Source organism: Mucilaginibacter ginsenosidivorax, assembly GCF_007971525.1.
Lineage (GTDB): Bacteria > Bacteroidota > Bacteroidia > Sphingobacteriales > Sphingobacteriaceae > Mucilaginibacter > Mucilaginibacter ginsenosidivorax.
In genome coordinates this window covers 6,762,430-6,787,984 of the sequence record NZ_CP042437.1, presented here as the reverse complement: position 1 = coordinate 6,787,984, position 25,555 = coordinate 6,762,430, and the positions used below count along the sequence as shown (strand labels likewise).

Below are 25,555 nucleotides of genomic sequence, written 5' to 3'. Positions count from 1 at the left end.
CCGAAAATTTATATAAGGTGATATTAGCGTTGATGCAAATTCAAAAAAAACAAAAGGATCGATAGCTACCTCTTTTCTGAAGCACTTGTTAATTTAGCTTTTATACTTTGCAATCCGGGGTTTAATGCAAGCGCCTTTTTGTAATAAGTAATAGCTTTTGAACGGTTACCCTTTTTTAGGTACGCATCCCCTAACTGGCTAAAGGCGGTTGACGATGCAGGATAGTTTTCGGCATTTATTTCAAATAAACTTATCGCATTATCCAATGCCCCGGGCTGGGTCATTAAATACATTGCCGTATTGCTTATATTTAGCTCGGTTGGTATAATAGCATATCCATATCGTGCAGATAGTTGCTGGTAATGTTGTTTTACAACAGAGGCGTTCAATAATTTCGGATCCATATCTGGCAGGTCCCATTGCTTGTAAATAAATCGTAAAGCATCGTAGTAGCCTTTTACCGGCTCCGTCATATGTATTTCCTCAGGATAGTAAACATATTTATGGTCTAACCCTGTTATTTTACTTTGAGTTATTAAAGAGTCGAATTTTAACAGATTAACATGAAAGGTAGATTTGTCTGATCCTCCTTCGTTTGCGTCACTATAAAAAATCATTTTATTTATAACAGGATTAGTTTTCAGCTTCTTATCAGCAAGGTTAAGTAAATATTCCTTATCCCACCAAAATGATGGGCTTATGGCTATATACGCGCCAAACGTATCCGGCTGTGTCAGCAAGCAATTAATTGTGGTGATGCCGCCAAATGAGTGCCCTGCAAAAATCCTAAAAGGTTCTGTTTTGTAGTGCGCGTCAACATAAGGTATCAACTCGCTGCTAATAAACTTTAAAAAATTGTTGCCGCCACCGCTTGGCTTTAACCAGGATTTTGAACTGGTATCCGGCTTTCCATAATAATCAACAACGCTATGAGTTGGGGTAAGGTCGCGGGTACGGTTGGTATTGGGGATACCTACTATGATCATTTCGGGCGTTACATTTACGTCCCAACGGCTAAGGTACCGGCAATATTCTGCAAGCATACTAAAATGATTATCGCCGTCAAGTACGTATAATACGGGGTAGCGCTTACCAGGCATTAGCGTATCGGCAGGTGGCACGTAAATATAAATTTTCCGGTCTTCATCCAATACTTTCGACGAAAGTTTGATAATATCCGGCGCTATGGGCTTGAAAACCGGATCGGTTTGGGCAAATAAACCTTTAGGAGTTAACAATAGCAGAAGAATATATATAATGTTGTTATTTCTAAAATGGCGCGTTAACCAGTTTCTGTGAGTCATAACGGTTGAGTTTATTGGTTGGCATTTGAAATTACTGTATTTTTTTAATAAAGTATTATTTATAACCCGATATTTTGTCTCCGGGAAGGTATCACCAAACAAATGCTTTTTACTTTATCACCGCAATGTTATGCTGCTTGATCCGTTAGAGATACCACCTTCTTCCTATTCAGGCTTGCTAAATTATATGCTTAACTATTTATCCACCCCCAACTTTTCCGACTGATCCTAAATAATAGCAGTGTTAATTACAAAAACCTATAGAAACAAGAAGCGCCCTCTGATGGGCAGGGGCGCGTTCTAACCAATTATAAACCTAAATTATGAGAAGAGCTGTAAGGGAGGTCTCGAACCTTCTGGTGCTGCCGTTCAGCGCCTTACAAATACTACACTGCAAATATACAACACATCTTTCATTTTGCAAATATTTTAAGTAAAAAAGTAAACTATTAACAATTTAATAATACAACAACATTTTACCTGCAATATTCACAATATAATAATTGTCATTTGAACACATTATTTGCCTGTATATCAATATGTTCATTTAACGCAATAATAATACCAATAGTCTTCGATAATTAAAAAATCTGCAAACTTTATTCAAATAATTGATAAAGCTTGCAGATATTGATATGATTTGTTGAAATTGACACTATTTTAGCAGCCAAAAATAGGCTATTAAATTAAACGCCAACACGTTGTGTATTTTTTACGACACGTATGCCGGCCAATAAAAAATAAAAAGCGCCAAATGCCGAATACCCCGCCAGGTTAACAATGCCCATACCTGGTTGATGCGCCATAACAATAAAGCTTACGCCAGCCAATAAGGATTGCCCTCCGCTTATGATCATTGGCCATTGCCCGTCCAGTTGTTTGCGTCTTTGTAAGCCTGTAATAAGCTGAATAATGCCGGTTAACCCAGCCCATATACCAAAAACAATTAGTGCGGCCGGTACGCCACTTTGGCTGGCAATGGCCACAGCTATAGTTACAATTACGCTTATTGCAGTGTTTACATATTGAGCGGTTAAGTTTTGCCCCTTATTAATGCTGATATCCCATGCGGTGGCCACCACATCCCAGGCTGGGTAAATGACAAGCAATATGGTAGCTGCCAGGGGCATGCTCCTGGTGAATAATGCGACCAATGTAACCCATATGGCCGAAAATGCCACTCGGATAAAATAAAGCTTGCGCTGTGCAAAAGGATTAATAGCGGTAGTTAAAGTGTTTTGATCTGTTTTCATTGTGCTGTGTTTTTTGATTGCTCAAAGTTGAACACTATAAAAACAGCAAATTTTCACCTAAGTGAAAACGGCCGCCGTTTTTTATGGCAGCGGCTGTTAATTACTTTTGGCTGACAAGGCGCTTTTTTATACGCGTTAATGAGGGGTTTTTAATACCCAAGTATGACGAAATATGGTAGGCCGGCACACGGTTTATAATATTAGGATGCTGTTGGGTAAGCTTAACATACCGTTCCTCGGCGGTGTTCAGTAAAAATTCTTCAGCACGGGCCTGCGAATAATTAAAAAACAACTCGGCTATAAGCCGGCCAAATCTTTCCCACCGGGTTGGAGTGGTGTATAAATATTGCAGGTCCTGATAGTTTATGCTGATGATCTCGGCATCTTCCAGGGCCTGTATATAGTAATAACAAGGGTACTGGTTGATAAAACTTCGAAACGATACCAGGAACTGCTTTTCAGAAAAAAAGTAAACGTTTACTTCCTGCTGCGTTTCGGGGTGTACATAATATATTCTGAAAATACCTTTTGAAATGAGGGCCAGATCGGTACAAACAAAACTTTGCATGTTAAAAAAATCGCCCTTACCTATCCTCCGGTTTCGCCATAAACTTTGGCCAAGGGCAATATCGTTGTCTGATAAATCTGCAAAGTTTTTCAGCACCTCGGTTAAAACCAAATGTTTATCGTCCATATAAAACCATTAGCCAACAAAAGTAAGCAATAGGCTTACACAAAATGCATTAGAAATGTAAAAGCCACCCTGCTTAAAGGATGGCTTTTAATACAGCTATAATAGTAACCGTTAATTTTTAGGCGCAGGCGCCGGTTCAATTTTTTTTCGGGCCATTTTTCTCTCTCTTTGAGCGTCAACAAAAGCTGTATACTTTGTTTTTTGGTCGGGCGTTAAAATAGCTTCCAGTTTGGACTGCGCATTATCGCGGATAAGCTTATGCGCGTAATGTTGCTCCTTTTTATCATTTGTACCTTTAAGGGCCTTCAAACTATCAAGTCCTTTACCCTGCTCCAGCAATACCGCGTTTACCTGGGTTATCTGGCTGTTGGTTAAGTTAAGCTGTTTGGCCAATACCTTAGTTTGTTTTGCAGCCCGTAACGCCGGCGTTGCTTTTGCTTTTTCTTGTGCACGTGCAAATAAACCCAGCCCTGCAATAAAAGCTATCATCATGAGTACCTTTTTCATAGTTTATGTTTTTTATGGGGGTATGACTGATTTTTGAAGTATTGGTTTAAATTTTGCCGACCACAAATAGTAGCTGTGGTACCGCTGTTACTACTTTACTATCTGTTGAATAGTAAATATAAATACTTTAAGTATTTTTGAACTATGCCGTTTATATCTGTAAATGTCGAAAAAAGTATTCGCTACAAAATACTGATACCACAAGTTAGCTTGATTAACTTTTTTAGATACTTTTTAGCCTGGTGTTTGGGCTTAGCATTAATTTTTGTGAGCATTGGAGTTAACTTAAACCCCAAAAATCATTATTCGTTATTTTCAACGCTTGTCTTTTATAGTTTCGCTTTGTTTTTTACACTTAACCTGGTACTGTTAAATAATTTGACCCACCTTAAAGGATTTAGTGAAGATGCTAACCGCGCCGATATTACAGCTGTTTTAGAGGAATATTTCGGCAATGCCATTCCACTTGCTACCGGTAGGATTTCAAGAAATGTAAAAGCGCCCAAAGGCCTTAATTCGGGCAGGATAGTAACTGTTATTTTCGATAGGGAAAACGTTTATATAAATGTTACATCAATCGTAGGCTCCAGAAATATCATATCGCCCTATCATGGTCTTTATAATTACATAAAGTGTAAACGTATAGCAAGGGATTTCAAAAGGAGGTAAGCATAATCAACAAAGTGTGTGTACCACCCGGAAATGAAACACTCAGAAACACCATGACACGGGGTGGTACACCTCTTCCTCACCTGTGTTGGCATCACCCGAAATACCAATGAACCATTGAACCAATTAACTAATCAAAAACTTTCCTCTCCAACATGATGTTATTCCATTAATTAAACATCAGTTACCATGAGCCTGGAAACATATGCCCAAAAGCGGGATTTTACCAAAACCGCCGAACCCAAAGCCGGAAAAAGCAAGGACAAAAACAGCCTCGTTTTTGTAATCCAAAAGCACAATGCTTCGCGACTGCATTATGATTTCAGGCTGGAGATGAGTGGCGTGCTCAAAAGCTGGGCGGTGCCCAAAGGCCCGTCAACAGATCCTAAAACCAAACGGCTGGCCATGATGGTAGAAGATCATCCTTATGATTACCGCAACTTTGAAGGCATCATCCCCGAAGGCGAATATGGTGGCGGTACGGTTATAGTTTGGGACGAAGGCACCTATGAACCCATCGAAAAAATTAAAGGCAAGAAAGAGCAGGAAAAGCACCTGTTGAAAGAGCTCGAATCCGGATCGGTAAAAATAAAGCTTCATGGCGAAAAGCTGGAAGGCGAGTTTGCCCTTGTAAAAACCCGCGGCATGGGCGATAATGCCTGGCTGCTTATAAAACATGATGACGATTTTGCATCAAAAAAAGATATTACCAAAGAAGATAAATCCGTAATATCGGGCAAAACCATCGAAACGATGGAAAAAACCAGCGATAAGGTTTGGCATAGCGGGCACGAGGAAAAGATAGGAAAGCCCAAAAAATCATCGTCAAAAGAAAAATCCACTAAACCAGCCGAACCTGATGAAAGCGTGGCCGAACCTGAAGATATTAACGTGCCCATGGTATTAAAAAAAGCCCCCAAAGCCAAAATACCCACCGGCATAAAGCCTATGCTGGCCACATTGGTTGATGAACCTTTTGACGGCCCCGATTGGGTTTACGAGGTAAAATGGGATGGCTACCGTGCGCTCGCGTTCGTAAACAAGGGAGAGGTGGAGCTGTTATCGCGCAATAATAAAACGTTTAACGAAAAATTTTACCCCATCTACAAGATTCTAAAAGGATGGAAAATTAATGCTGTGTTTGATGGCGAGATATTGGTATTAAACGACAAGGGCGTATCTAACTTTGGCAACCTGCAAAACTGGCGCAGCGAGGCGGATGGCGAACTGGTTTATTATGTGTTTGACATTTTGTGGTGCGATGGAAAAAACCTGATGAATTTACCACTCTCGCAACGCCAGGCCATACTAAGGGAGGTTTTACCGGCAGATAACGACAACGTGCGCACCAGCAAAGTATTTAATGCCAGCGGCACCGAATTTTTTAAAGCTGCCGAAAGGATGGGATTAGAAGGTATCATCGCAAAAAAAGCAAGCAGCATTTATTCGCCGGATCTACGATCGAAAGAGTGGCTCAAGATAAAAGTACATAAAAGGCAGGAAGTAGTGATAGCAGGTTTTACTAAAAATGCCGATACAGCTAAACAGTTTAGTTCATTGCTGTTAGGCGTTTATGAAAACGACAGTCTTCAGTATGTAGGTAAAGTGGGCACCGGCTTTTCGGATAAAGTACAAAAGGAAATGATGGCACAATTTAAGCCTTTAATAACCGATAAAAGCCCTTTTGATACCATACCCGATGTAAACAAGCCATCGCGTTTCAGGCCAAACCCGCCCAAGGCCAAGGCAACATGGCTAAAGCCCCAGCTGGTTTGCGAGGTAGCTTTTAGCGAAGTTACCAGCGATGGCGTGTTTCGTCACCCATCATTCCAGGGCATGCGCGTTGATAAAAAGGCAACGGATGTAGTGCGTGAGGTTGCAGAGCCTACTGAGACAGCAATTGAACAAGCGGAAGAAAAACATGAAGATAACCATGCATCGGCCATAAAACCACCAAAAGAGAAAGGAAGAAAAACCTTGCTAAACCCAACCGACGAAACCCAGGTACGCAAAATTTGCGGCCACGATTTAAAGTTTACCCACCTGAGCAAAATTTACTGGCCCGAGGATAAGGTAACCAAGCGTGATATGTTTAACTACTATTACCAGGTGGCGGAGTATATTTTACCGTACCTGAAAGATCGCCCCATGTCGCTTAACCGGTTTCCCGGCGGTATTCACGGGCCAAGCTTTTACCAAAAGGATGTAAAAGGTAAAGCGCCCGATTGGGTAAAAACTTTTCCGTATACCAACGGCGAGGGCGAGCACAAAGAATATTTGGTTGGCACCGATGAGGCAAGCCTGCTATGGATGGCCTCGTTAGGCTGCATCGAGATGAATCCCTGGTTCAGTCGTATCCAATCGCCGGATAACCCTGATTATTGTGTAATTGACCTTGACCCCGACAAAAACACCTTCGACCAGGTGATCGCTGCAGCGCTGGAAGTAAAAAAAGTGTTGGATGCCATTGATGTGCCCTCCTACTGCAAAACTTCCGGCTCAACCGGGATGCACATTTATATTCCTACTGATGCCAAATACAGCTACGATCAAACCCAATTATTCGCCCGCATCATTGTAAACATCGTTCATAAACAAATACCCGATTATACCAGCCTGGAACGTATGGTTGCCAACCGTAAAGGTAAAATGTATCTTGATTTTTTGCAAAATCGCCCCGGCGCAACCATTGCCGGCCCCTACTCACTCCGCCCCAAAATTGGAGCAACCGTATCTATGCCCCTCCACTGGGACGAGGTAAAACCCGGCCTCACCATGAAGCATTTTACCATTTTTAATTCGGTTGACAGACTTAAGGTTGAAGGTGACCTGTTTAAAGGTGTATTAGGAAAGGCTATTGATTTGGAGAAAACAATGGAAAAAGCTAAATCAGTTTTCGGTTAGCAGTCATTGGTCATTGGTCATTGGTCATTGGTCATTGGTCATTGGTCATTGGTCATTGGTCATTGGTCATTGGTCATTGGTCATTGGTCATTGGTCATTGGTCATTTAAGGGCGAGTTTAATTACGTAGTCGTTGTTTTAAAAATTTTCAAATAATCCACCAATGACTAATGACAGCGAAGCGAAATGACCAATGACAAGCGAAGCGACAATGACAAATGGCAGCACAGCGAAATGACAATGACAAGCGCAGCGCTAATGATTAACCACCGGCAATTTCACTATAAAAACAGAACCTTTGCCTTCTGTACTTTCAACCTGGATAGTGCCCTTATGGCTTTCAACTATCTGGCGTACAATACTGAGCCCCAAGCCTGTTGATTGTTCGCCACGCAGGCCGGCGCGGCCGGCCCTGGTAAAGCGGTTAAATATTTCGGGGAGCATAGCCTGCGGTATCCCTACACCATAATCCTGAACTTCTATAATCACATCTTTATTAACCTGGCTTAACCGCATGTCAACACGGCTGTTATCCTTTGAAAATTTCACGGCGTTGCTCACCAGGTTATCAATTACACGAGAAAACTTTTCTTTATTAATGAGCGCATAGGCCGGGTTTACGCTGCTGGTAAAAATAACATCAATGTTCAGTTTGCTCTGGGTACGCCAGGAATTTACAGCGGTTTTAAGCAACTGATTCAGTTCTGTTCTTTCGGTTTCAATAGGTTTTCCGTTTTCATTGCGGGCGGCATCCAGCAGGTCGTCAATGATGGAGCGGGCTTTGGCGCACGATTCTTTAATCATATTTAAATTGTCCTGCGTATCCTCCGTCACCTCATCCAGTTCCATCATCATCGCTATCGATTCAACCGAGGCAATAGGGTTACGTAAATCATGCGCAACCATACCCAGCACCTGGTTCTTGAAGACGTTTGCCCCCTCTATCAGCTGATTTTTTTCGCTTATTTGTAAAACCTGCTGGTAACTATTGGCTTTATAAGTAAAAAAGTATCGGGAAGTTAAATAAAAAGCAGACAACAACACGACCGAAATTAGCTGATTATAAACCATTTGCGTAGGCGATGTTTGACTATACAGGAGCAACGCAGTAAAAAACAGCTCTATACCTATAATAAGTATTACCGTTTCGTAATATTCAAATACTACTGTCGCGCTAATCAAACATAAGGCTATCAGGTAAAGTGTAAGCGAATTACTTGGATCAGACGTGGCTATAAAGCTGGAATACATGCCACAGGTAATAATATACAGCGAAAATAAAAACACCGTAAACGCCATAAGCTGGGTGCTTTTTTTTCGCTTTTTGTATTCCAGTATCAGCAAATTGGCAGCTATCAGGAAAAAGGGAGTCACTACCAGGAATACCCAGTTGCTTGTATTAAATTCGGGGAAGTTTTGCGCTTTGGTAAGGCTCGACGGAAAAACAACATAGAGCACCCTTATAATAATGTTCAATAATAAAAATATGATACTTGCAGCCCGTACAGCAATCAAATTCTGGTACGTGTAAAAATCTTTGTACAATGATCTGTACTTAACAGGCAGGCTATTGAAAAAAAAGCGAGTGTTCAACATGAGCTGGTATCTACAAAATTAATAAAAGTATTAAAAATGTTACAATTATTATGAACCGCGACAAAATGACGCTCAATCTTTTTTTCACGTGACTTTTTATCATGTTTAGTCAACTGGCAAGGGTTTTGACTATTACCACTCATAACACTAATCAATATGAATTTTAACAACTTTACAATAAAAGCACAGGAGGCTGTACAAAAAGCTTCTGAGATTGCTACCGGTAATCAGCAGCAGGCAATTGAGCCGGCGCACCTGTTAAAAGGTTTACTGCTGGTTGATGAAAATGTTATTTCCTATTTACTAAAAAAGCTTAATGTTAACCTTAACCGCCTGAACGACGTACTGGATACCCAGATAGCATCGTTCCCCAAAGTTAGCGGCAGCAATGTTTACTTATCATCTGATAGTAACTCGGCCCTGCAAAAAGCGCAAGGATACTTAAAAGAATTTAAAGACGAGTTTGTATCGGTGGAGCATATCCTGTTGGGCCTGCTGGCAGCCGGCGGCAAAGTAAGCGGGGCGCTTAAAGATTTTGGCGTAAACGAAAAGGATCTTAAAAAAGCCATCATCGCATTACGCGGTGATAGCAAAGTAACCGACCAAAATGCCGAAGCAACCTACAACGCCCTGAATAAATATGCCCGTAACCTGAACGAGTATGCCGAAAGCGGCAAACTTGACCCTGTTATTGGCCGCGATGATGAGATTAGGCGTGTTATCCAGATCCTGTCCCGCCGTACCAAAAACAACCCGATATTGGTTGGCGAGCCGGGCGTTGGTAAAACCGCTATTGCCGAAGGCATCGCTTTCAGGATAATTAAAGGTGATGTACCCGAAAGCCTGAAAACCAAAACGGTGTACTCCTTAGATATGGGCGCATTAATTGCAGGCGCCAAATATAAAGGCGAATTTGAAGAACGCCTTAAAGCCGTTATAAAAGAAGTTACACAAAGCGATGGCGAGATCATTTTATTTATAGATGAGATACATACGCTGGTTGGCGCAGGCGGTGGCGAAGGCGCTATGGATGCTGCCAACATTTTAAAACCGGCCCTGGCCCGTGGCGAATTAAGATCGATAGGTGCAACTACACTTAACGAGTACCAAAAGTATTTAGAAAAAGATAAAGCGCTTGAACGCCGTTTCCAAAAGGTAATGGTTGAAGAACCGGATGCCGCCGATGCTATATCGATATTACGTGGTTTAAAAGAACGTTACGAAACCCACCACAAGGTGCGGATTAAAGACGAAGCCATTATTGCCGCGGTGGAAATGTCGCAGCGTTATATAGCCGACAGGTTTTTGCCGGATAAAGCTATCGATTTGATGGACGAAGCCGCATCAAAACTGCGCCTGGAAATGGATTCGGTACCCGAAGTGGTTGATGAGCTGGAACGCCGCATTATGCAGCTGGAAATTGAGCGCGAAGCTATAAAACGCGAAAGGGACGACCGCAAGGTGAGTGAATTAAGCGAAGAAATTGCCAACCTGTCGGCCGAGCGTGATTCGCTCCGTGCCAAATGGCAGGGCGAGAAAGATTTGGTTGATGGCATAAATACCAAGGTTGAGCTGATTGAAAATTATAAGCTGGAAGCTGAACAAGCCGAACGCGCCGGTGATTATGGCAAAGTAGCCGAATTACGCTATGGTACCATTGTACAGGCCCAGGCAGAGGTTGAAAAACTGAAAGCCGCCTTGCTGGAAAACCAGAGCGATAGCCGGATGCTGAAAGAGGAAGTTACCGCCGATGATATTGCAGGCGTTGTAGCCCGCTGGACAGGCATCCCGGTGAGTAAAATGATACAAAGTGAAAGAGAAAAACTGTTAAACCTGGAAAGCGAGCTGCACAAGCGTGTTGCAGGGCAAGAGGAAGCGATAGAGGCGATAAGTGATGCCATACGCCGCAGCCGCGCCGGTTTACAGGATAAGCGTAAGCCAATAGGGTCGTTCATATTTTTGGGCACAACCGGCGTGGGTAAAACCGAGCTGGCCAAAGCCCTGGCCGAATACCTGTTTAATGACGAAGGCGCCCTGGTGCGGATAGATATGAGCGAATACCAGGAACGCCATGCCGTTTCAAGGCTTATTGGAGCGCCTCCGGGCTATGTGGGTTATGATGAAGGCGGCCAGTTAACCGAGGCCGTGCGCAGGAAACCTTATAGCGTGGTGCTTTTGGATGAGATTGAAAAAGCGCACCCGGATGTATTTAACATATTGTTGCAGGTATTGGATGATGGCCGCTTAACCGATAATAAAGGCCGCGTGGTAAACTTTAAAAATACCATCATCATCATGACCAGCAACATAGGATCAAACATCATCCAGGAAAACTTCCAGACTTTGGAGGATAGTAACCGCGATGAGCTGATAGCCAAAACCAAAAATGAGCTATTTAACCTGTTGAGGGCAACCATTCGCCCTGAGTTTTTAAACAGGATAGATGAGATCATTATGTTTACACCGCTAAGCCGCAACGAGATACAGGACATTGTAAAATTGCAGTTTGCACAGGTACAGCACACCCTGGCCGAAATGGGCATTACCATGGAGGCAAGTGAAGAAGCCCTGGATTGGCTGGCCCAGTTGGGTTACGACCCGCAGTTTGGTGCCCGTCCGTTGAAACGTGTTATCCAGAAAAAAATCCTGAACGAGTTATCTAAACAGATACTGGCCGGCACGGTAGATAAAGACAGTACCATTAAGGTAGATATGTTTGATAACAACTTTGTATTCCTGAACACGCCTAAGGTTGGCGAAGTGGTTGGATAAGTGAGTGGTTGATTAGGTTGATTGGGGTGCTACTGCAACACACATCACGTTAAATCTTATTAAATGAGTTAACGGTTTTTTAATTAGCTATATATAAAATAGCCGCCCGGTTTTCGGGTGGCTATTTTTGTTTGGTGTTTGATCGCTTGAATATCGTCTTGGTTCTTGACTCTAATATCTTGGCTCTTTTCCCGGGCGTTGCCTGCGGCCCGGGCTCTATGCTCATACTGCACAGGCCTTAGCCACATTGGCCGGTATCCGCGCCGATCTAACGCAAATTTGTCTGAACCTGAATTTTTCACATTTTATTTGTTTTTAAGAGGTGTTCAAGAAGGCTACGCCATTTACAGAATTAAAGAGCTTTCAGAATTGCCTACCTTGTTCGCCAATTTACCTCAGACCTCAGACCTCACACCTCACAACTCACAACTCACAACTCACAACTCACAACTTCTCCTCATCCTCCTTCTTCTCATCAACCATTTCAATCTGGGTTTCGTTATCGTTAAAACGTTCTTCGTTTTTGGCAAGTATGGGTGCTGCACCGGCAATAGAGATACCGGTTACAGCTAATAATAAAAACAGGCCCAGGCAAACAAGCCTGAGTAGCTTTTTTAGCTTTTTCATGCATATAGCAATGTGCTTAACAAACGCCGGGGCGGGTTAAGCGGGTAAGAAATTTTTACTTATTCCATTAAATGGATAAACTGGAAGGCACTAAGCGATAGCTGGATATTCCTGATCGACAGGATATAAAAGTCGGATAAATTGAAAATTGGTAATGCTTTTATGCACTAATGAAAGATATTTTACATGCAGGTATTTGATGGCAACGACTTTATTATAAACCGAAATCCTGTTGGCAGTGCTTTCTTTTACAGTTAAATAATGAACAGCTGTTCTGCCACAAAAAGCCAGAGAAGCCCTTTTGTAGCTTATCCCCCGCCGGCCTGCGGGTTCCCGAACCGCCAGGGTTTCGCTATTTACCGGCCTTGTCGCCGACCGGTTATTGTTTATATAACCCGAAATAGCGAAAAAACTCAACAACAAAGTAAACGCCAGCAAACCATGCCTGGCCTTATTTTTTATGCTGATTAAGATTTCGTGGTTGAGCATTGGTAAATATAGTAAATGATTACTTAAATGCGTGTCGGGCCAGCTAAAAACAATCCAATTGTACTACCTGGCAAAATTCAAGACAAACAACCTATTCCAACTCAACCTAATCAAACTCGATCAACCACATTTAACAATAAGTTAATATATTAGCAATAGTTAATTACATAATAATCACCAAGTTTGACACACAGTTAATAAACATATACTTATACATTAATCACCTAAAAAACACACCATGCTAAAATTTACCAATGTAAGGCTGCTTTTTGCTGCCTTGATGGCTGCCGGTGCGCTTATGAGCGGCTGCCAAAAAAACGGCAGTTTACCCGCTCAAAATGCCTCTGCCACGCAAAACACAACAAAACTAAAAACTGAAGCGGTATCACTTACCCAGGGTTTCGAGGTTGGTTCAACAAGCCCAAAAACGGCTTATGATGTATCACCTACAGGCTCAAGCAGTGGTGATAACGTCACACTATCGGGCAACTCATGGAATTTGTACGATGCTTTAATTGGCAACCTCTCTGGCGATTTAAAGGCGGGCTCATGGGCAGCACGCATCCGCAATACAGGTAAAATTACCATGTTGTTTGATGTTACCACCGGCATTAGCACCGTTACCGTAAAAAGCGGCACTTATGGCACTGATGGCGCAAGCACATGGGGGTTGTTTTACTCTGTAAACGGCGGCAGCAGCTGGACACAGGCCGGATCAACCATTACCAGTACTACAACCTTAACCTTATCAACTTTTACAATCACTGGTGTAACCGGTACCGCACGTATCGAAATCCGCAAATTAAGCGGTGGCACTAACCGTGTGGATATAGATGACATCACTATAAATGACAACGGCGGCACCGGCGGCGGCGGCACCGTACTTACAGGTAAAAAATTCCTGTTTGATGCCAGTCATCTTGAAAATGCGGGCAGCGCCGATTGGCAAATTGATGCCGATGGCACCGAGAGCGTGCCAATTTATACCGGCGGCACCACTGTAGAAACAAAAGCACAACGCATCCCTACCCCATCATATACCGGCATAACATCAGGCACTGCCGAAACTTATTGGAAAGGAGCTTTGTCATCATGGGCAATTGAGTTGGTTAAACGCGGTGAACTTGTTGAAACGCTGCCAAGCGGATCGACAATTACCTATGGCACATCTGCCGCACAGGATTTGAGCAATTACGATGTATTTGTGGTTTGCGAACCAAACCGCCTGTTTACCGCCGCAGAAAAAACAGCGCTGATGAACTTTGTTGCCAATGGCGGCGGCTTATTCATGATTGCCGATCATACAGCGGCTACCACTGCAGGCACAGATGCCAACGGCTATAATCCATCTGATAGAGATGGAGATGGCTACGATTCGCCCCGCGTGTGGAATGATTTAATGACCAATAACGGCATTAACAATAACAACCCGTTTGGTTTCAGTGTTAATTACGTTGATATCAGCGAAAGCCCATCAACCAACGTATACACCGGCACCAATGCAAGTGCGCAACTGGTATTAAACGGTGCGGCCGGCACAGCATCTAAGCTGGCTTTTTATAACGGATCGACTGCGACGTTAATACCTGCTAACAACTCAAGCGTACAAGGCTTATTTTGGCGTAACAGTGCCACCAACGGCGGCACAGCAAACGCTATGGCCTTGCTGGCAACCTACGGAAGCGGCCGTGTTGTATGGATTGGCGATAGCTCAGATGCCGACGATGGCACAGGCGATACTAACGATAGCTTATTTAATGGTTGGTCGGGCGATGCACCATCGGGATACACCTCGCATCCGGCTTTGCATTTAAATGCCTCGCTATGGCTGGCTAAAGCACAGTAAAATCTGGATATAAACTTTAAAAGGATAGTACTTTAAATAAACAAAATGTCCCGTTACTTAAATGCAACGGGGCATTTTGTTTTAATATAGATTTACCGGAGGCTTATTATATTCATTAAATCAAAACAACATCAATAGTTCATTGGTTACACAAATAGGCGCATTATTAAACGCTGTTACTTAAACAAAACATCACCATCATGAAAAATTACGAGAGCTTACTTGATGCCACCAATGATCTTTTCAAACGTGGATATACAGCCAACCTTAGCCTGGAAGGCGACACGATAGATGATAAAGCCCAGGCGATTCATATGGGGGCCGACGATTTTATAATTGACGAATTTTACCGTTTTGAAGGCGCCAGCAATCCCGATGATATGTCGATAGTATATGCGGTATCATCACCCAAATATAACCTTAAAGGCGTATTAGTGAATGCTTATGGCACGTATGCCGATGATAGTTCGTCTGCCATACACGCTAAACTGCGTCATGGCCAGGTGAGCCATAACTTACACGGGGAAGATAGACCGCAGGCGTAATAGATGTGCAGATTAAGCCTTTCGATAACCTGCACATTTGAAATTTGCATATCCCGAAGCTCATCCATCTGCACATCTGAAATTTGAAATCTGCACATCTGTAGTTTGAACATCTACAACCCCTTCAATATTTTCTTTCCACCTGCCTGGATAGCTGCGCTGCCGTTGCGCATTAAAAACTCCATTTGGGCGCTAAGCTCGTCTTTAACCCAGGGGAATGAATCTTTTAAATTATATAGCGCATAAGCTGCAAATACCTTTACGGCAACCTTTACTTTTGGATTTATCATCCAATCAAAAAGTTGTTCTACAACCGGTTCAAGATTAATTTTTTCCAGTTTCAATCGCAAAGATGCGGGTACTGTGGCATCAGTTATGTGCATCATTATTTTGGCATAATGCCGCATGCAGCCGGGATTTTTCACTTCGTTAATACGCGATATCATGTACTCCAGATCGGGCAGGTAACTTTCAGGATCTGTTAAAAAAATATTTTCCAATATCCAAACTGCCCTGAAAGCAACAGCCCTATCGGGGTGAAAAGTAATATCAATCAAATCGTGCAATGCAAATTGCTGATCCTTCAATATCCGGCTTAGTTCAAGCACTTTGGGTTTACCAATAATGCTGGTAATGCGCTCAATAAGTTCCGATTTGGTCATTTACGTATAAAGATAATAAGTCTTTATAATATATTATCCCGTTTAAACGTAGCTGTATAAAAATTCAAAGGTGGGTTACCATAACAATTTGTTAATGAAAGCTTAAAGCAAATACAATCTGCAACTAATTAATATTGGTTATTATTGTAATAAACATAATATACAAACATCATGACCAATTCAATTCTGGAGATCACCGAAAACGAATACCTGATAAAACTAAACAGGAGCAATTTCAACCTGTCGTTTATCAGGAGTTTATTAAAGATGGTTGAAGTGGCCAACCCGAGCGACGAAAGCGAGTTTTCATATAGCGACCGTATAATCCACCCCTATCAAAACCACTCTGCCACAGCCGACTATTTTAGCGCTATTGACGAAAAATAAAAGGGACCCAGTTTTGGGTCCCTTTTATTTTTTATCTTTTTTCCTTTAATTTTATTCTTTCTACCTGCTATTTGGATTAAAACTGGCGATATCCGCCTCTTACTACCTGTTTATCCATTTGTGCCAGCTGGCCTTTCATCATTTTTATCTGCTCGGTAAGTAATTTATTCTTATCATCTTTTGATGCTTCGGATAAATACATCTGCGCTTCGCGTTTGTTGCGTTTTGCCATCGAGATACCTGCCAGGCTTAATTTAGCCAATGCTATATTGTGCGACATTTTCATGCCCAGTTGTAATGATTTCTTAAAGTATTTTTCAGATTTCATCGGCGCCTTGCGCGATTCGATCAAACCGACCAGCAGGTTGTAATACCCATGCTGATTTTTATGCAATTGTTTTTCATAGTCGGTAATTTTCAATAACCAGGCTTCGGCTTTTTCGGAATTCTCTTTGCGCAAAAAATATTGCGCCAGTATCATGTTTTCGTTAAAAAAGAAGCTTAACAGTACAATACCACCAAATAACAATACTAAAATCCCCCAGCCCCAAAAGCCAAAAGCACAAAGCGCAACGGCTGCGCCAAAGAATACACACGCTACTACTAACCGAACGATATTTGACATAATTTACTTTACTATATATAAGCGCAAATATCTGTTTATTTGTACGCTAAATCAACATCTATAAAAATATTTATGGCTAATTCATTAGACCCATCATGGCAGGCGGTTTTACAACCCGAATTTGACAAGCCTTACATGATAAAACTGAAACAATTTCTGCTGAAGGAAAAAGAATCGGGACAAATAGTTTACCCCAAAAACGCAGATATTTTTAACGCTTTTAATACCACCCATTTTGATGATGTTAAAGTAGTTATCCTGGGGCAGGATCCTTATCATGGCGCACACCAGGCACACGGGCTATCATTTTCTGTTCAAAAAGGGATAGCTATCCCGCGGTCGTTATCCAATATTTACAAGGAATTAAAAACCGATATCCCAGGCTTTACCATCCCCACACATGGAAACCTGGAAGAATGGGCCAAACAAGGCGTATTGCTATTAAACGCCACATTAACCGTTAGGGCAAGCACACCAGGCTCGCACCAGAAACAGGGCTGGGAAGAATTTACCGACGAGGTTATCAAAACCATATCCGATAAAAAAGAAGGCATTGTATTTATACTCTGGGGAGCCTTCGCCCAATCAAAAGCAGCACTGATTGATGAAAAAAAACACTTCATCATCAAAAGCGCCCATCCTTCGCCCTTCTCGGCCGACAGGGGCTTTTTCGGCAGTAAGCCATTTTCAAAAACTAACGAGATATTGAGAAAAGAAGGTAAAAAAGAGATTGATTGGCAGGTTCATTAGAAAAGAGTCAAGAATTAAGAGCCAAGAATCAAGACAGCTGCAAAAAAATATTGATGGATTGCTGGTGATAAACCATTAAGACAACGGCAAAAAAAAGCGTAAAAGAAAAATCTTTTACGCTTTGAAAAATTCAGTATACAAGATGAACTTATCTTGATTCTTGGCTCTTAATTCTTGACTCTATTAGTATTCCAACGGCACTATCGGTTCCTTTTTGCTGGTCGACATGATCATCATGGTTTGGAAGGTTTTTACAACGGTGATGCGGCTTATTTTTTCCATAATCAGTTGCTCGTATGATTTAATGTCGCGGACATAGCACTTTAGTAAAAAATCGCACTGGCCGGTTACGTGGTGGCACTCGGTTACTTCTTTGATATTTTTTATCTCATCTAAAAAAGTTTGGATGGTGTTTTTTTGATGAAAATCTAACGAAATCTGGATAAAGGTTTTAATACCCAGGCCCAGTTTTTCTTCATCAACCAGGGCATGATAACTTTTAATGTATTCGGCATTTTCCAGCTTCCGCACACGCTCAAGCGTTGGCGCCGGCGAAAGGCCAATTTCATTGGATAATTGAAGGTTGGTTATCCTTCCATTTTCCTGTAATATCTTCAGTATCTGTAAGTCTATTTTATCTAATTCAGCGCCCATAGTGTTGCAAATATAATATATTCCGCATTTCACGAAATTAAATTTCAATTAAAACGAGTAAAACAAAAATATATTTCTCAACTCTTCATATTTTAGATTAGTCTAAATTTTTTATTAGATTTGTATAAATGAACACGTTAGCCGAGGAAAACTATTTAAAATGTATTTACCACCTGGCAACAGGTGCCGGAATGGCCAGCACCAATCAAATTGCGGCATCATTAAATACCAAGGCTTCATCGGTAACAGATATGCTGAAAAAGCTGGCAGATAAAGCGCTTATTAACTACACCCGTTACCAGGGTGTAAGCCTTACGGCAGCCGGTGAAAAGATAGCGATTGGCATTATTCGTAAACACAGGCTTTGGGAGTACTTTTTGGTTGAGAAACTGAACTTTAAATGGGACCAGGTACACGACATGGCCGAAGAAATGGAGCACATCTCGTCGGAAGAGTTGATTGACCGGCTTGACGAATTTATGGGCCACCCAAAGCATGATCCTCATGGCGACCCGATACCGGATTGCAACGGCAAGTTTAAACCAGCCGAGCTTAAGCCGGTTTCGGCATTAACAATTAACGATTGCGGGGTAATTTCGGGAGTGCGCGACCATACATCGCCATTTTTACAATACCTGGAAAAGCAACAGCTCACCATCGGCAAAAAAATAACCATTACCGATATCATCGAATATGATCATTCGGTAGCATTAAAACTCGATACAAATAAAGAAGTACACATTAGCCGCGAGGTTGCCAACAATTTACTGATAGCCCTATGAGCAATAATAGCACACCCGATAATCATTCTTTAGGTAACGTACACGGTTCGGTTAACCCGGAAAGCCTTACGGGCTGGCGCAAAATAATGGCCTTCCTGGGCCCGGCCTACCTGGTTAGCGTAGGCTATATGGACCCCGGCAACTGGGCAACCGATATTGCCGGAGGAAGCGCCTTTGGTTATAAACTCATCTGGGTTTTGTTTGTGTCAAATCTCATCGCATTGTTGCTGCAATCGTTGGCGGCCCGGCTGGGCATAGTACGCGGACTGGACCTTGCACAGGCTTCCAAGAACGCTTACCCCCGTTTTGTAAATTTCTGGTTATATATATTGGCCCAGGTTGCTATTATAGCCTGCGATTTGGCCGAAATTATCGGCATGGCCATTGGTTTAAAGTTACTATTCCATTTGCCACTCATCTGGGGTGTATCGCTTACTATAACAGATACGGTGCTGATGCTTTATTTGATGAACAAAGGCATGCGCAAGCTGGAAGGTTTTATTATATCGATGATCTTCATCATCGGTGTTTCGTTCCTGGTAGAAATGTTTATTGTTGGCCCACACGTACTGGATGTTGCAAAAGGATTTATCCCCGGCAACCTGTTTAAAAACGATGCGGTGAGCCAGCAAATGTTATATATAGCCATTGGTATCATCGGTGCTACGGTAATGCCACATAACCTGTACCTGCACTCATCGCTGGTGCAAACCCGTAAAATTACCCGTACCGAAGAGGGCTTTAAATCGGCCATAAAATTCAACCTGTTTGATACCGTTATCGCCTTAAACCTTGCATTTTTTGTAAATGCTGCCATATTAATCCTGGCAGCTACCGCATTTTTTAAAAATGGATATTTCCAGGTAGCCGAAATACAGGATGCCTATAAATTATTAGAGCACATATTTGGCCGGATAGCGCCCGTACTGTTTGCCATTGCCCTTATTGCATCAGGCCAAAGTTCAACCATTACCGGTACGCTTGCAGGGCAAATTATTATGGAAGGGCATATTAACCTGCGGATTGAACCCTGGCTACGCCGCTTACTGACCAGGGTATTGGCTATAGTGCCCGCGGTGTTCACTATTATTTACTTTGGCGAGGATGCTTTGGGCAGCCTGATTATTTTAAGCCAGGTAGTATTAAGCCTGCAGCTCGGTTTCGCGGTTATTCCGTTAATACACTTTACATCTGATAAAAAGCGGATGGGGAATTTTGCCATCAGCCTTAAAGTAAAAATATTAGCCTGGGCAAGTGCCATCCTTATAGTTGGCCTTAACGCCAAGCTGGTGTATGACCAGATTGGCGACTGGCTGAAAGGAAACCCACAAGCCGATTTGTACATCTATATTTTTGTTGTGCCGATAGTTATTGGCATAGCTTTATTGCTGGTTTATGTATTTTTAAGACCGATGCTTTATAAACATGCCGACACGCCGATATACATACCCCACGGTATTGCAAACGCAATTAATGACCTGGACGCTGTTGAATACAAACACCTGGCCATCACCATCGATTTTTCAAAAAATGATAACGACTGTATGCGCCATGCCATTATGCAAGGCGGTAAGCACGCTACCTATACCCTTATACACGTAGTAGAAACTGCCGGAGCCCGTTATTATGGCGGCCAGGTAATGGATAGCGAAACCCAAAGCGATTTTGATAACCTGGATAAATACGTGCAGGCCATGAAAAAATTGGGCTACAAGGCCGAAGGTGAAATTGGCTTTGGCAACCCCGCGGACGCCATTGCCGGTATTGTAAACAAAAACGGGATAGACTTTATTGTGATGGGCTCGCACGGGCACAAGGCTTTAAAAGATCTGATATTTGGAACAACCGTAAACTCGGTAAGGCATAAGGTTAACGTGCCGGTATTGATTGTGAAGCCACAAAAGGCGTAGTATCACCTAAATCCTCTCCTTCAGGGGCTACTGTGTATACACATCTTTTTAATAAAAGAAAATGTCATTTCGATAGAGCTTGAGCGGGAAAGAGCGGGGCGCGAAAGAGAAACTACCTCTTGAGCGTAGCGAAAAATCTTAGACGATTTACATCCCGAGAAGCCTATCGGGATGCAGGGTGTATAAGATTTCTCCTCACCCCAATGCCCTAATCCACCTCTGATTCGTTCGAAATGACACCGTTTTGTTAAATGATAAAGGATTAAAAGATGTGTACACACTATAGCCTTAAGGGGAGAACTTTAAAAAACATCAAAAGGATTCGCCATTTATCTAAGATAGAGAGCGGGTTATTTTTTTGTAAGTTTGCAAGCTTTACATCTGAATACAATGGCCGAGGATAAAATATACATCAAAAACAAAAAAGCTTACTTTGAATACCACGTACTGGATAAATACACGGCCGGCATAAAATTACTGGGCACCGAAATTAAATCCATCCGCGAAGGTAAAGCCAACATTAATGATGCATTTTGTACTTTCATTAATGGGCAACTATATGTGCGTAACCTGCACATATCCGAATATTCGTACGGCTCGTTCTATAACCACGAAGCCAAACGCGACCGTGTGCTGTTGCTCAACAAAAAAGAACTCAAAAAACTTCTTACCCGAGGCGAAGAAAAAGGATTAACCATTATCCCCCTTGCCCTGTTCATCAGCGAACGCGGTTTTGCCAAACTCGAAATCGGTTTAGCACAAGGTAAAAAAACCTTTGATAAGCGGGAAACGATGAAAGAAAGGGATACAAAGATAGAGATGGACAGGGTGATGAAACGTTAGCCCCCCGGCCCCCTAAAGGGGGAGCAAAAAATACAAAGCGGATGAAGTTTATATACCTCATCCGCTTTTTTATAACTATACAAATCAAAAGTTCCCCCCTTCAGGGGGTTAGGGGGCTTTGCCACCCTACCAGGCCTTATCCCCTACCAGCGGTACAAACCTGAAGGTATCCAGTACGATTTTTTCATAGTCGTGCTCAGCCACTTTAAGGATGGTTACCATTTTTTGGGTGTCCTCGTCGCCAACAGGTATTACCAAAATGCCGCCAATTTTTAATTGCTTTAATAATACTTCGGGTACTGTGGGGGCGCCGGCAGTTACAATAATTTTATCATAAGGCGCATGTTGGGCTATGCCAATAGAGCCGTCGCCGCAAAAAAAATGCGCTTTGTAGCCCATTTTTTCGGGTAGTACATATTTAGTTTTTTCGTAAAGTTTTTCCTGCCGTTCGATGGTGTAAACGTTAGCACCCATCTCCAACAAAACGCAGGTTTGATAGCCAGATCCGGTTCCAATTTCCAGCACCTTATCACCCTTACGAATATGGAGTAGTTCCGTTTGATAGGCTACCGTATACGGCTGCGAAATGGTTTGGCCCTCACCTATCGGGAAGGCGATATCTTTGTAAGCCTGGTTCCAAAAAGTTTCGGCAAAAAAATAGTGGCGGGGTACGGTACCAATTGCTTTTAACACTTCCTGATCCTGGATCCCTTTCTTCTCCAACAAATCAACCAGCCGTTTACGGGCACCTTTTTCGCGATAATTATCGATGTACTTTTGAGCCATTACCCCGTAAAGTTAGCAGGATTTTGGTGATTTTACACCGGGGAGCAAAATGCAAATCGTAAACACTTATGTGTTAACCAATAAATTTTCCCTTTGTCATCCTGAGGAACGAAGGATCTATTGACTGTGCAAGACCATTAGAAAAGTTCGCGAATAAAGGCTTATCCCTACGCATGACGCATCCAATTTTCCTGTCATCCTTCGTTCCTCAGGATGACAGTCTTTTATTTTTAAACGTCATTTCCCTTTCAGAATTTCGCGAAATTTTACCACTTAGCTTGACAGTTTTTTATTTTTGAAGGTTATCTCCCCTTCAGAATCCGCGGATTTTACCGCTTATAATGACAAAATGGAAACATTATTTAGTAAGGATCCACATCCGGCTGCACAATACTTCCTTTACTCAGCTTAGTAGTCTGGAACTGCACAATCACATCCTTCAATATCGCCTTGGCCTTTACAATGGAAATTCCATCCTTCTCGAACTTCAACATGACAGATTTGATATAAAAATTACGGATACGGCTAATCAACGGCGACTCGGGGCCGATTACTCTTTCGCCGAAGTGCTTACGTAACTCGTTGGCCAGGTAAACCGATTGATTATAAAGTATCTCGGGGTTTTTATGTTTAATATCTAAATTAATAATACGGTAGAATGGCGGATATTTGAAGCTCTTACGCTCGGCCATTTCGGTATAATACAGATCATTGTAATCATTGGCAATTACCTGTTTAATAACGCGATGGAACGGATCATAAGTTTGTATCACCACCTTTCCCTGCTTGCCCCTGCGCCCGGCCCGGCCGCTTACCTGGGCCAGCATCTGAAAACTACGCTCATTAGCGCGGTAATCCGGAAACTTGAGCAGGCTATCCGCATTGATGATCCCGATTAAGGTAACGTCACTAAAATCGAGACCTTTGGCTACCATTTGGGTACCTACCAGTATATCTATCTTTTTTTCTTCCAGGTCATTCAAAATGGTTTGCAGCGAATTGCGGGCACGTGTGGTATCCAGGTCCATACGAGCAATACGCGCGTCGGGCAACAGCAGGCTTAACTCGTCCTCAATTTTCTCTGTACCAAAACCCTTGTATTCCAGGTGCGTGGATCCGCAGGCGGGGCAAATAGATGGCGAATCTTCCTTGTACCCGCAATAATGGCAATGAAGCTTACCGCTGCTTTTATGGTAAGTAAGGCTTACATCGCAATTAATGCACTTGGGCGTAAAGGCGCAAATTTTGCACATCAGCACCGGGGCATAGCCACGCCGGTTCTGAAACAGGATAACCTGCTCTTTATTAGCCAGCGCTTCGGTTATACCAGCCATTAGTACGCTGGTAAAGTGCGATTGGATAGTTTTTTGCTTGGTTTCGGTAGCAATACTCACAACTTCTACATCGGGCAACTCTACCCCTCCAAATCGCTCTGTAAGTTCTGCAAAACCATATTTGCCGGTTTTAGCATTATGGTAACTTTCAAATGATGGCGTGGCCGAACCTAACAATACTTTGCCATGATGCATGCCTGCCAGAAATATGGCAGCATCACGCGCATTGTAGCGGGGAGCAGGATCGAACTGTTTGTAGGATGTTTCGTGTTCTTCGTCAACAATAATCAGCCCAAGATCATTAAAGGGCAAAAACAAGGATGATCGTGCACCCAATATCACCTTATAATCGTTATTAAGTACTTTTTGCCAAACCTCTACCCGCTCGTTATCATTAAAACGGGAGTGATATACACCAATGTCGGCACCAAAGTAAATACGCAGCCGTTCGATGATGTGGGTGGTAAGCGCAATCTCGGGCAACAGGTAAAGTACCTGCCTGTCGTTGCGCATCATCTCCTCTATCAGCCTGATATAAAGCTGTGTTTTGCCAGACGAGGTTACGCCATGCAGCAAGGTAACGTCTTTTTCAAGGAATTGCCGCCCGATGCTCTCCAGCACTTCCGTTTGCTGGTCGCTCAAATCAAAATTGGTAATGGCATCCAAATCTTCCTCAAAATGAAGCCGGCTTACGTTCTTTTCAACCGCCAATAAAATTTCTTTTTCAATAAGTGATTTTATACTTGATTCTCCAGCCCCACTCTCCTCAATCAGTTCGTTTTTGCTGACAGCTTTTTGGGTACGCGATAGTTTGATATATGCCAGCAAGGCATCGGCTTGTTTAGGCGCGCGTTTTTCCAGTATCGGAAATAACTCGCGCAGGTTATCGGGGTTGTTGTAAACCGGGTTTAAGGTGATAAACGTACGTTTGCGGGGCTTGTAACGTTCGCTTACTTCTTCGCTAATGTGGATAAGATTTTTTTCAAACATCAGCTTCAAAATAGGCATAACCGTTTTTTGGCCCAACAGTTTAGCTATGTCGCTTATAGTTAACTCGGGCTGAATATCCAGCGCTTCCACAATTAAAAACTCCTTATCGTGCAACGCGCTCCGGTCTATATCAAATTCTTTATTAAGTTCAATTTTGGTTTCGCTGGCCAGTTTCAGGGCGGCAGGCAGTGCAGCATTCATTACCTCGCCTACGTTGCACATGTAATAATCGGCCACCCATTGCCAAAAGTACAATTGGTGGGGGGTAACCACCGGCAGGTTATCCAGCACCTCAATAATATATTTGGCCTCATACTTTTCGGGGGCCAGTTCGCTTATTTCTTTTATAACCGCGGTATAAAGCTTGCTTTTACCAAACTGCACCACTACCCTTTTGCCAATGGCAACAGCATTGTTCATTTCAAAAGGTACACGGTAAGTGTAATTTTTTGAGATAGACAGCGGCAAAATCACTTCTACAAAAAGTGTTTTACGATCGGTATGCTCAAATTCGGTAAACTCTAACATGTTGTTTTTAGCAGAGTCAAGAATTAAGATTCAAGAATCAAGACAACGCTGGTCTATTTCCCGTCTAAATCCCTGATGGTGAACTTTAAAATTTTGCTT

General features: G+C 42.5%; 22 protein-coding genes. 10 read left to right on the top strand and 12 right to left on the bottom strand.

Features of this window, described 5'->3' with window-relative positions; all coding sequences use genetic code 11:
* Positions 1 to 65: 65 nt before the first annotated feature.
* From FSB76_RS28065 to FSB76_RS28050, 4 genes are all read right to left on the bottom strand, one after another.
* Positions 66 to 1,304, bottom strand: a complete 1,239-nt coding sequence (locus FSB76_RS28065) for an alpha/beta hydrolase-fold protein (protein WP_147059393.1) — start codon at positions 1,302 to 1,304, stop codon at positions 66 to 68.
* 686 nt (positions 1,305 to 1,990) lie between these two features.
* Positions 1,991 to 2,557 (bottom strand): DUF308 domain-containing protein, encoded by a 567-nt coding sequence (locus FSB76_RS28060; protein ID WP_147059391.1) that lies wholly within the window; start codon positions 2,555 to 2,557, stop codon positions 1,991 to 1,993.
* Between the two features lie 100 nt (positions 2,558 to 2,657).
* Positions 2,658 to 3,251: a Crp/Fnr family transcriptional regulator gene (locus FSB76_RS28055; protein WP_147059389.1), complete on the bottom strand. Its 594-nt coding sequence runs from the start codon at positions 3,249 to 3,251 to the stop codon at positions 2,658 to 2,660.
* 111 nt (positions 3,252 to 3,362) lie between these two features.
* Entirely contained in the window at positions 3,363 to 3,758 is a 396-nt protein-coding gene (locus tag FSB76_RS28050; RefSeq protein ID WP_147059387.1) for a hypothetical protein, read from the bottom strand.
* 144 nt (positions 3,759 to 3,902) lie between these two features.
* Here FSB76_RS28050 and FSB76_RS28045 point away from each other — a divergent pair, with 144 nt between their 5' ends.
* Positions 3,903 to 4,427 carry a hypothetical protein gene (locus tag FSB76_RS28045; RefSeq protein ID WP_147059385.1) on the top strand — a complete coding sequence of 175 codons (525 nt, stop codon included), beginning with the start codon at positions 3,903 to 3,905 and terminating at the stop codon, positions 4,425 to 4,427.
* Between the two features lie 189 nt (positions 4,428 to 4,616).
* Positions 4,617 to 7,331 (top strand): DNA ligase D, encoded by a 2,715-nt coding sequence (ligD, locus tag FSB76_RS28040; protein ID WP_147059383.1) that lies wholly within the window; start codon positions 4,617 to 4,619, stop codon positions 7,329 to 7,331.
* A gap of 254 nt (positions 7,332 to 7,585) precedes the next feature.
* On the opposite strand, the gene FSB76_RS28035 is transcribed toward ligD, so the two are convergent.
* A complete protein-coding gene (locus tag FSB76_RS28035; protein WP_147059381.1) occupies positions 7,586 to 8,926 on the bottom strand; it encodes a sensor histidine kinase in 1,341 nt (446 codons plus the stop codon).
* Positions 8,927 to 9,082: 156 nt separating this feature from the next.
* Here FSB76_RS28035 and clpB point away from each other — a divergent pair, with 156 nt between their 5' ends.
* A complete protein-coding gene (gene clpB, locus FSB76_RS28030; RefSeq protein WP_147059379.1) occupies positions 9,083 to 11,698 on the top strand; it encodes an ATP-dependent chaperone ClpB in 2,616 nt (871 codons plus the stop codon).
* A gap of 444 nt (positions 11,699 to 12,142) precedes the next feature.
* Here the strand turns inward: clpB and FSB76_RS28025 are convergent, their stop codons facing one another.
* Positions 12,143 to 12,325, bottom strand: coding sequence for a hypothetical protein (locus tag FSB76_RS28025; RefSeq protein WP_147059377.1), 183 nt, complete (start codon positions 12,323 to 12,325; stop codon positions 12,143 to 12,145).
* Positions 12,326 to 12,415: 90 nt separating this feature from the next.
* On the bottom strand, positions 12,416 to 12,814 hold the full coding sequence (locus FSB76_RS28020; RefSeq protein WP_147059375.1) for a hypothetical protein: 399 nt from the start codon (positions 12,812 to 12,814) through the stop codon (positions 12,416 to 12,418).
* A 238-nt stretch (positions 12,815 to 13,052) separates the two neighbouring features.
* Here FSB76_RS28020 and FSB76_RS28015 point away from each other — a divergent pair, with 238 nt between their 5' ends.
* On the top strand, positions 13,053 to 14,660 hold the full coding sequence (locus FSB76_RS28015) for a hydrolase (RefSeq protein ID WP_147059373.1): 1,608 nt from the start codon (positions 13,053 to 13,055) through the stop codon (positions 14,658 to 14,660).
* Between the two features lie 200 nt (positions 14,661 to 14,860).
* Positions 14,861 to 15,205, top strand: a complete 345-nt coding sequence (locus FSB76_RS28010) for a glycosyltransferase family 1 protein (RefSeq protein WP_147059371.1) — start codon at positions 14,861 to 14,863, stop codon at positions 15,203 to 15,205.
* 113 nt (positions 15,206 to 15,318) lie between these two features.
* On the opposite strand, the gene FSB76_RS28005 is transcribed toward FSB76_RS28010, so the two are convergent.
* On the bottom strand, positions 15,319 to 15,867 hold the full coding sequence (locus tag FSB76_RS28005; RefSeq protein ID WP_147059369.1) for a hypothetical protein: 549 nt from the start codon (positions 15,865 to 15,867) through the stop codon (positions 15,319 to 15,321).
* 171 nt (positions 15,868 to 16,038) lie between these two features.
* Between FSB76_RS28005 and FSB76_RS28000 the strand changes: the two genes are divergently transcribed.
* Positions 16,039 to 16,254 (top strand): hypothetical protein, encoded by a 216-nt coding sequence (locus tag FSB76_RS28000; protein ID WP_090649923.1) that lies wholly within the window; start codon positions 16,039 to 16,041, stop codon positions 16,252 to 16,254.
* 76 nt (positions 16,255 to 16,330) lie between these two features.
* Here FSB76_RS28000 and FSB76_RS27995 read toward each other — a convergent pair whose 3' ends face one another.
* Entirely contained in the window at positions 16,331 to 16,879 is a 549-nt protein-coding gene (locus tag FSB76_RS27995; protein WP_147059367.1) for a DUF2892 domain-containing protein, read from the bottom strand.
* A gap of 72 nt (positions 16,880 to 16,951) precedes the next feature.
* Here FSB76_RS27995 and ung point away from each other — a divergent pair, with 72 nt between their 5' ends.
* Positions 16,952 to 17,629, top strand: a complete 678-nt coding sequence (gene ung / locus FSB76_RS27990) for a uracil-DNA glycosylase (RefSeq protein WP_147059365.1) — start codon at positions 16,952 to 16,954, stop codon at positions 17,627 to 17,629.
* 183 nt (positions 17,630 to 17,812) lie between these two features.
* On the opposite strand, the gene FSB76_RS27985 is transcribed toward ung, so the two are convergent.
* Positions 17,813 to 18,283, bottom strand: coding sequence for an Lrp/AsnC family transcriptional regulator (locus FSB76_RS27985; RefSeq protein WP_090649916.1), 471 nt, complete (start codon positions 18,281 to 18,283; stop codon positions 17,813 to 17,815).
* A gap of 128 nt (positions 18,284 to 18,411) precedes the next feature.
* Here FSB76_RS27985 and FSB76_RS27980 point away from each other — a divergent pair, with 128 nt between their 5' ends.
* From FSB76_RS27980 to smpB, 3 genes are all read left to right on the top strand, one after another.
* Positions 18,412 to 19,065 carry a metal-dependent transcriptional regulator gene (locus FSB76_RS27980; RefSeq protein ID WP_147059363.1) on the top strand — a complete coding sequence of 218 codons (654 nt, stop codon included), beginning with the start codon at positions 18,412 to 18,414 and terminating at the stop codon, positions 19,063 to 19,065.
* Positions 19,062 to 20,975 carry an Nramp family divalent metal transporter gene (locus FSB76_RS27975; RefSeq protein WP_147059362.1) on the top strand — a complete coding sequence of 638 codons (1,914 nt, stop codon included), beginning with the start codon at positions 19,062 to 19,064 and terminating at the stop codon, positions 20,973 to 20,975. Before FSB76_RS27980 ends, FSB76_RS27975 begins: the two co-directional genes overlap by 4 nt.
* A 390-nt stretch (positions 20,976 to 21,365) precedes the next feature.
* The gene (smpB, locus tag FSB76_RS27970; RefSeq protein WP_147059360.1) at positions 21,366 to 21,818 is read left to right on the top strand and encodes an SsrA-binding protein SmpB; all 453 of its coding nucleotides are present in this window, start codon (positions 21,366 to 21,368) and stop codon (positions 21,816 to 21,818) included.
* A 126-nt stretch (positions 21,819 to 21,944) separates the two neighbouring features.
* On the opposite strand, the gene FSB76_RS27965 is transcribed toward smpB, so the two are convergent.
* Both FSB76_RS27965 and priA read right to left on the bottom strand, forming a co-directional pair.
* Positions 21,945 to 22,604 (bottom strand): protein-L-isoaspartate(D-aspartate) O-methyltransferase, encoded by a 660-nt coding sequence (locus tag FSB76_RS27965; protein ID WP_147059358.1) that lies wholly within the window; start codon positions 22,602 to 22,604, stop codon positions 21,945 to 21,947.
* A gap of 362 nt (positions 22,605 to 22,966) precedes the next feature.
* A complete protein-coding gene (priA, locus tag FSB76_RS27960) occupies positions 22,967 to 25,456 on the bottom strand; it encodes a replication restart helicase PriA (protein WP_147059356.1) in 2,490 nt (829 codons plus the stop codon).
* Positions 25,457 to 25,555: the final 99 nt, after the last annotated feature.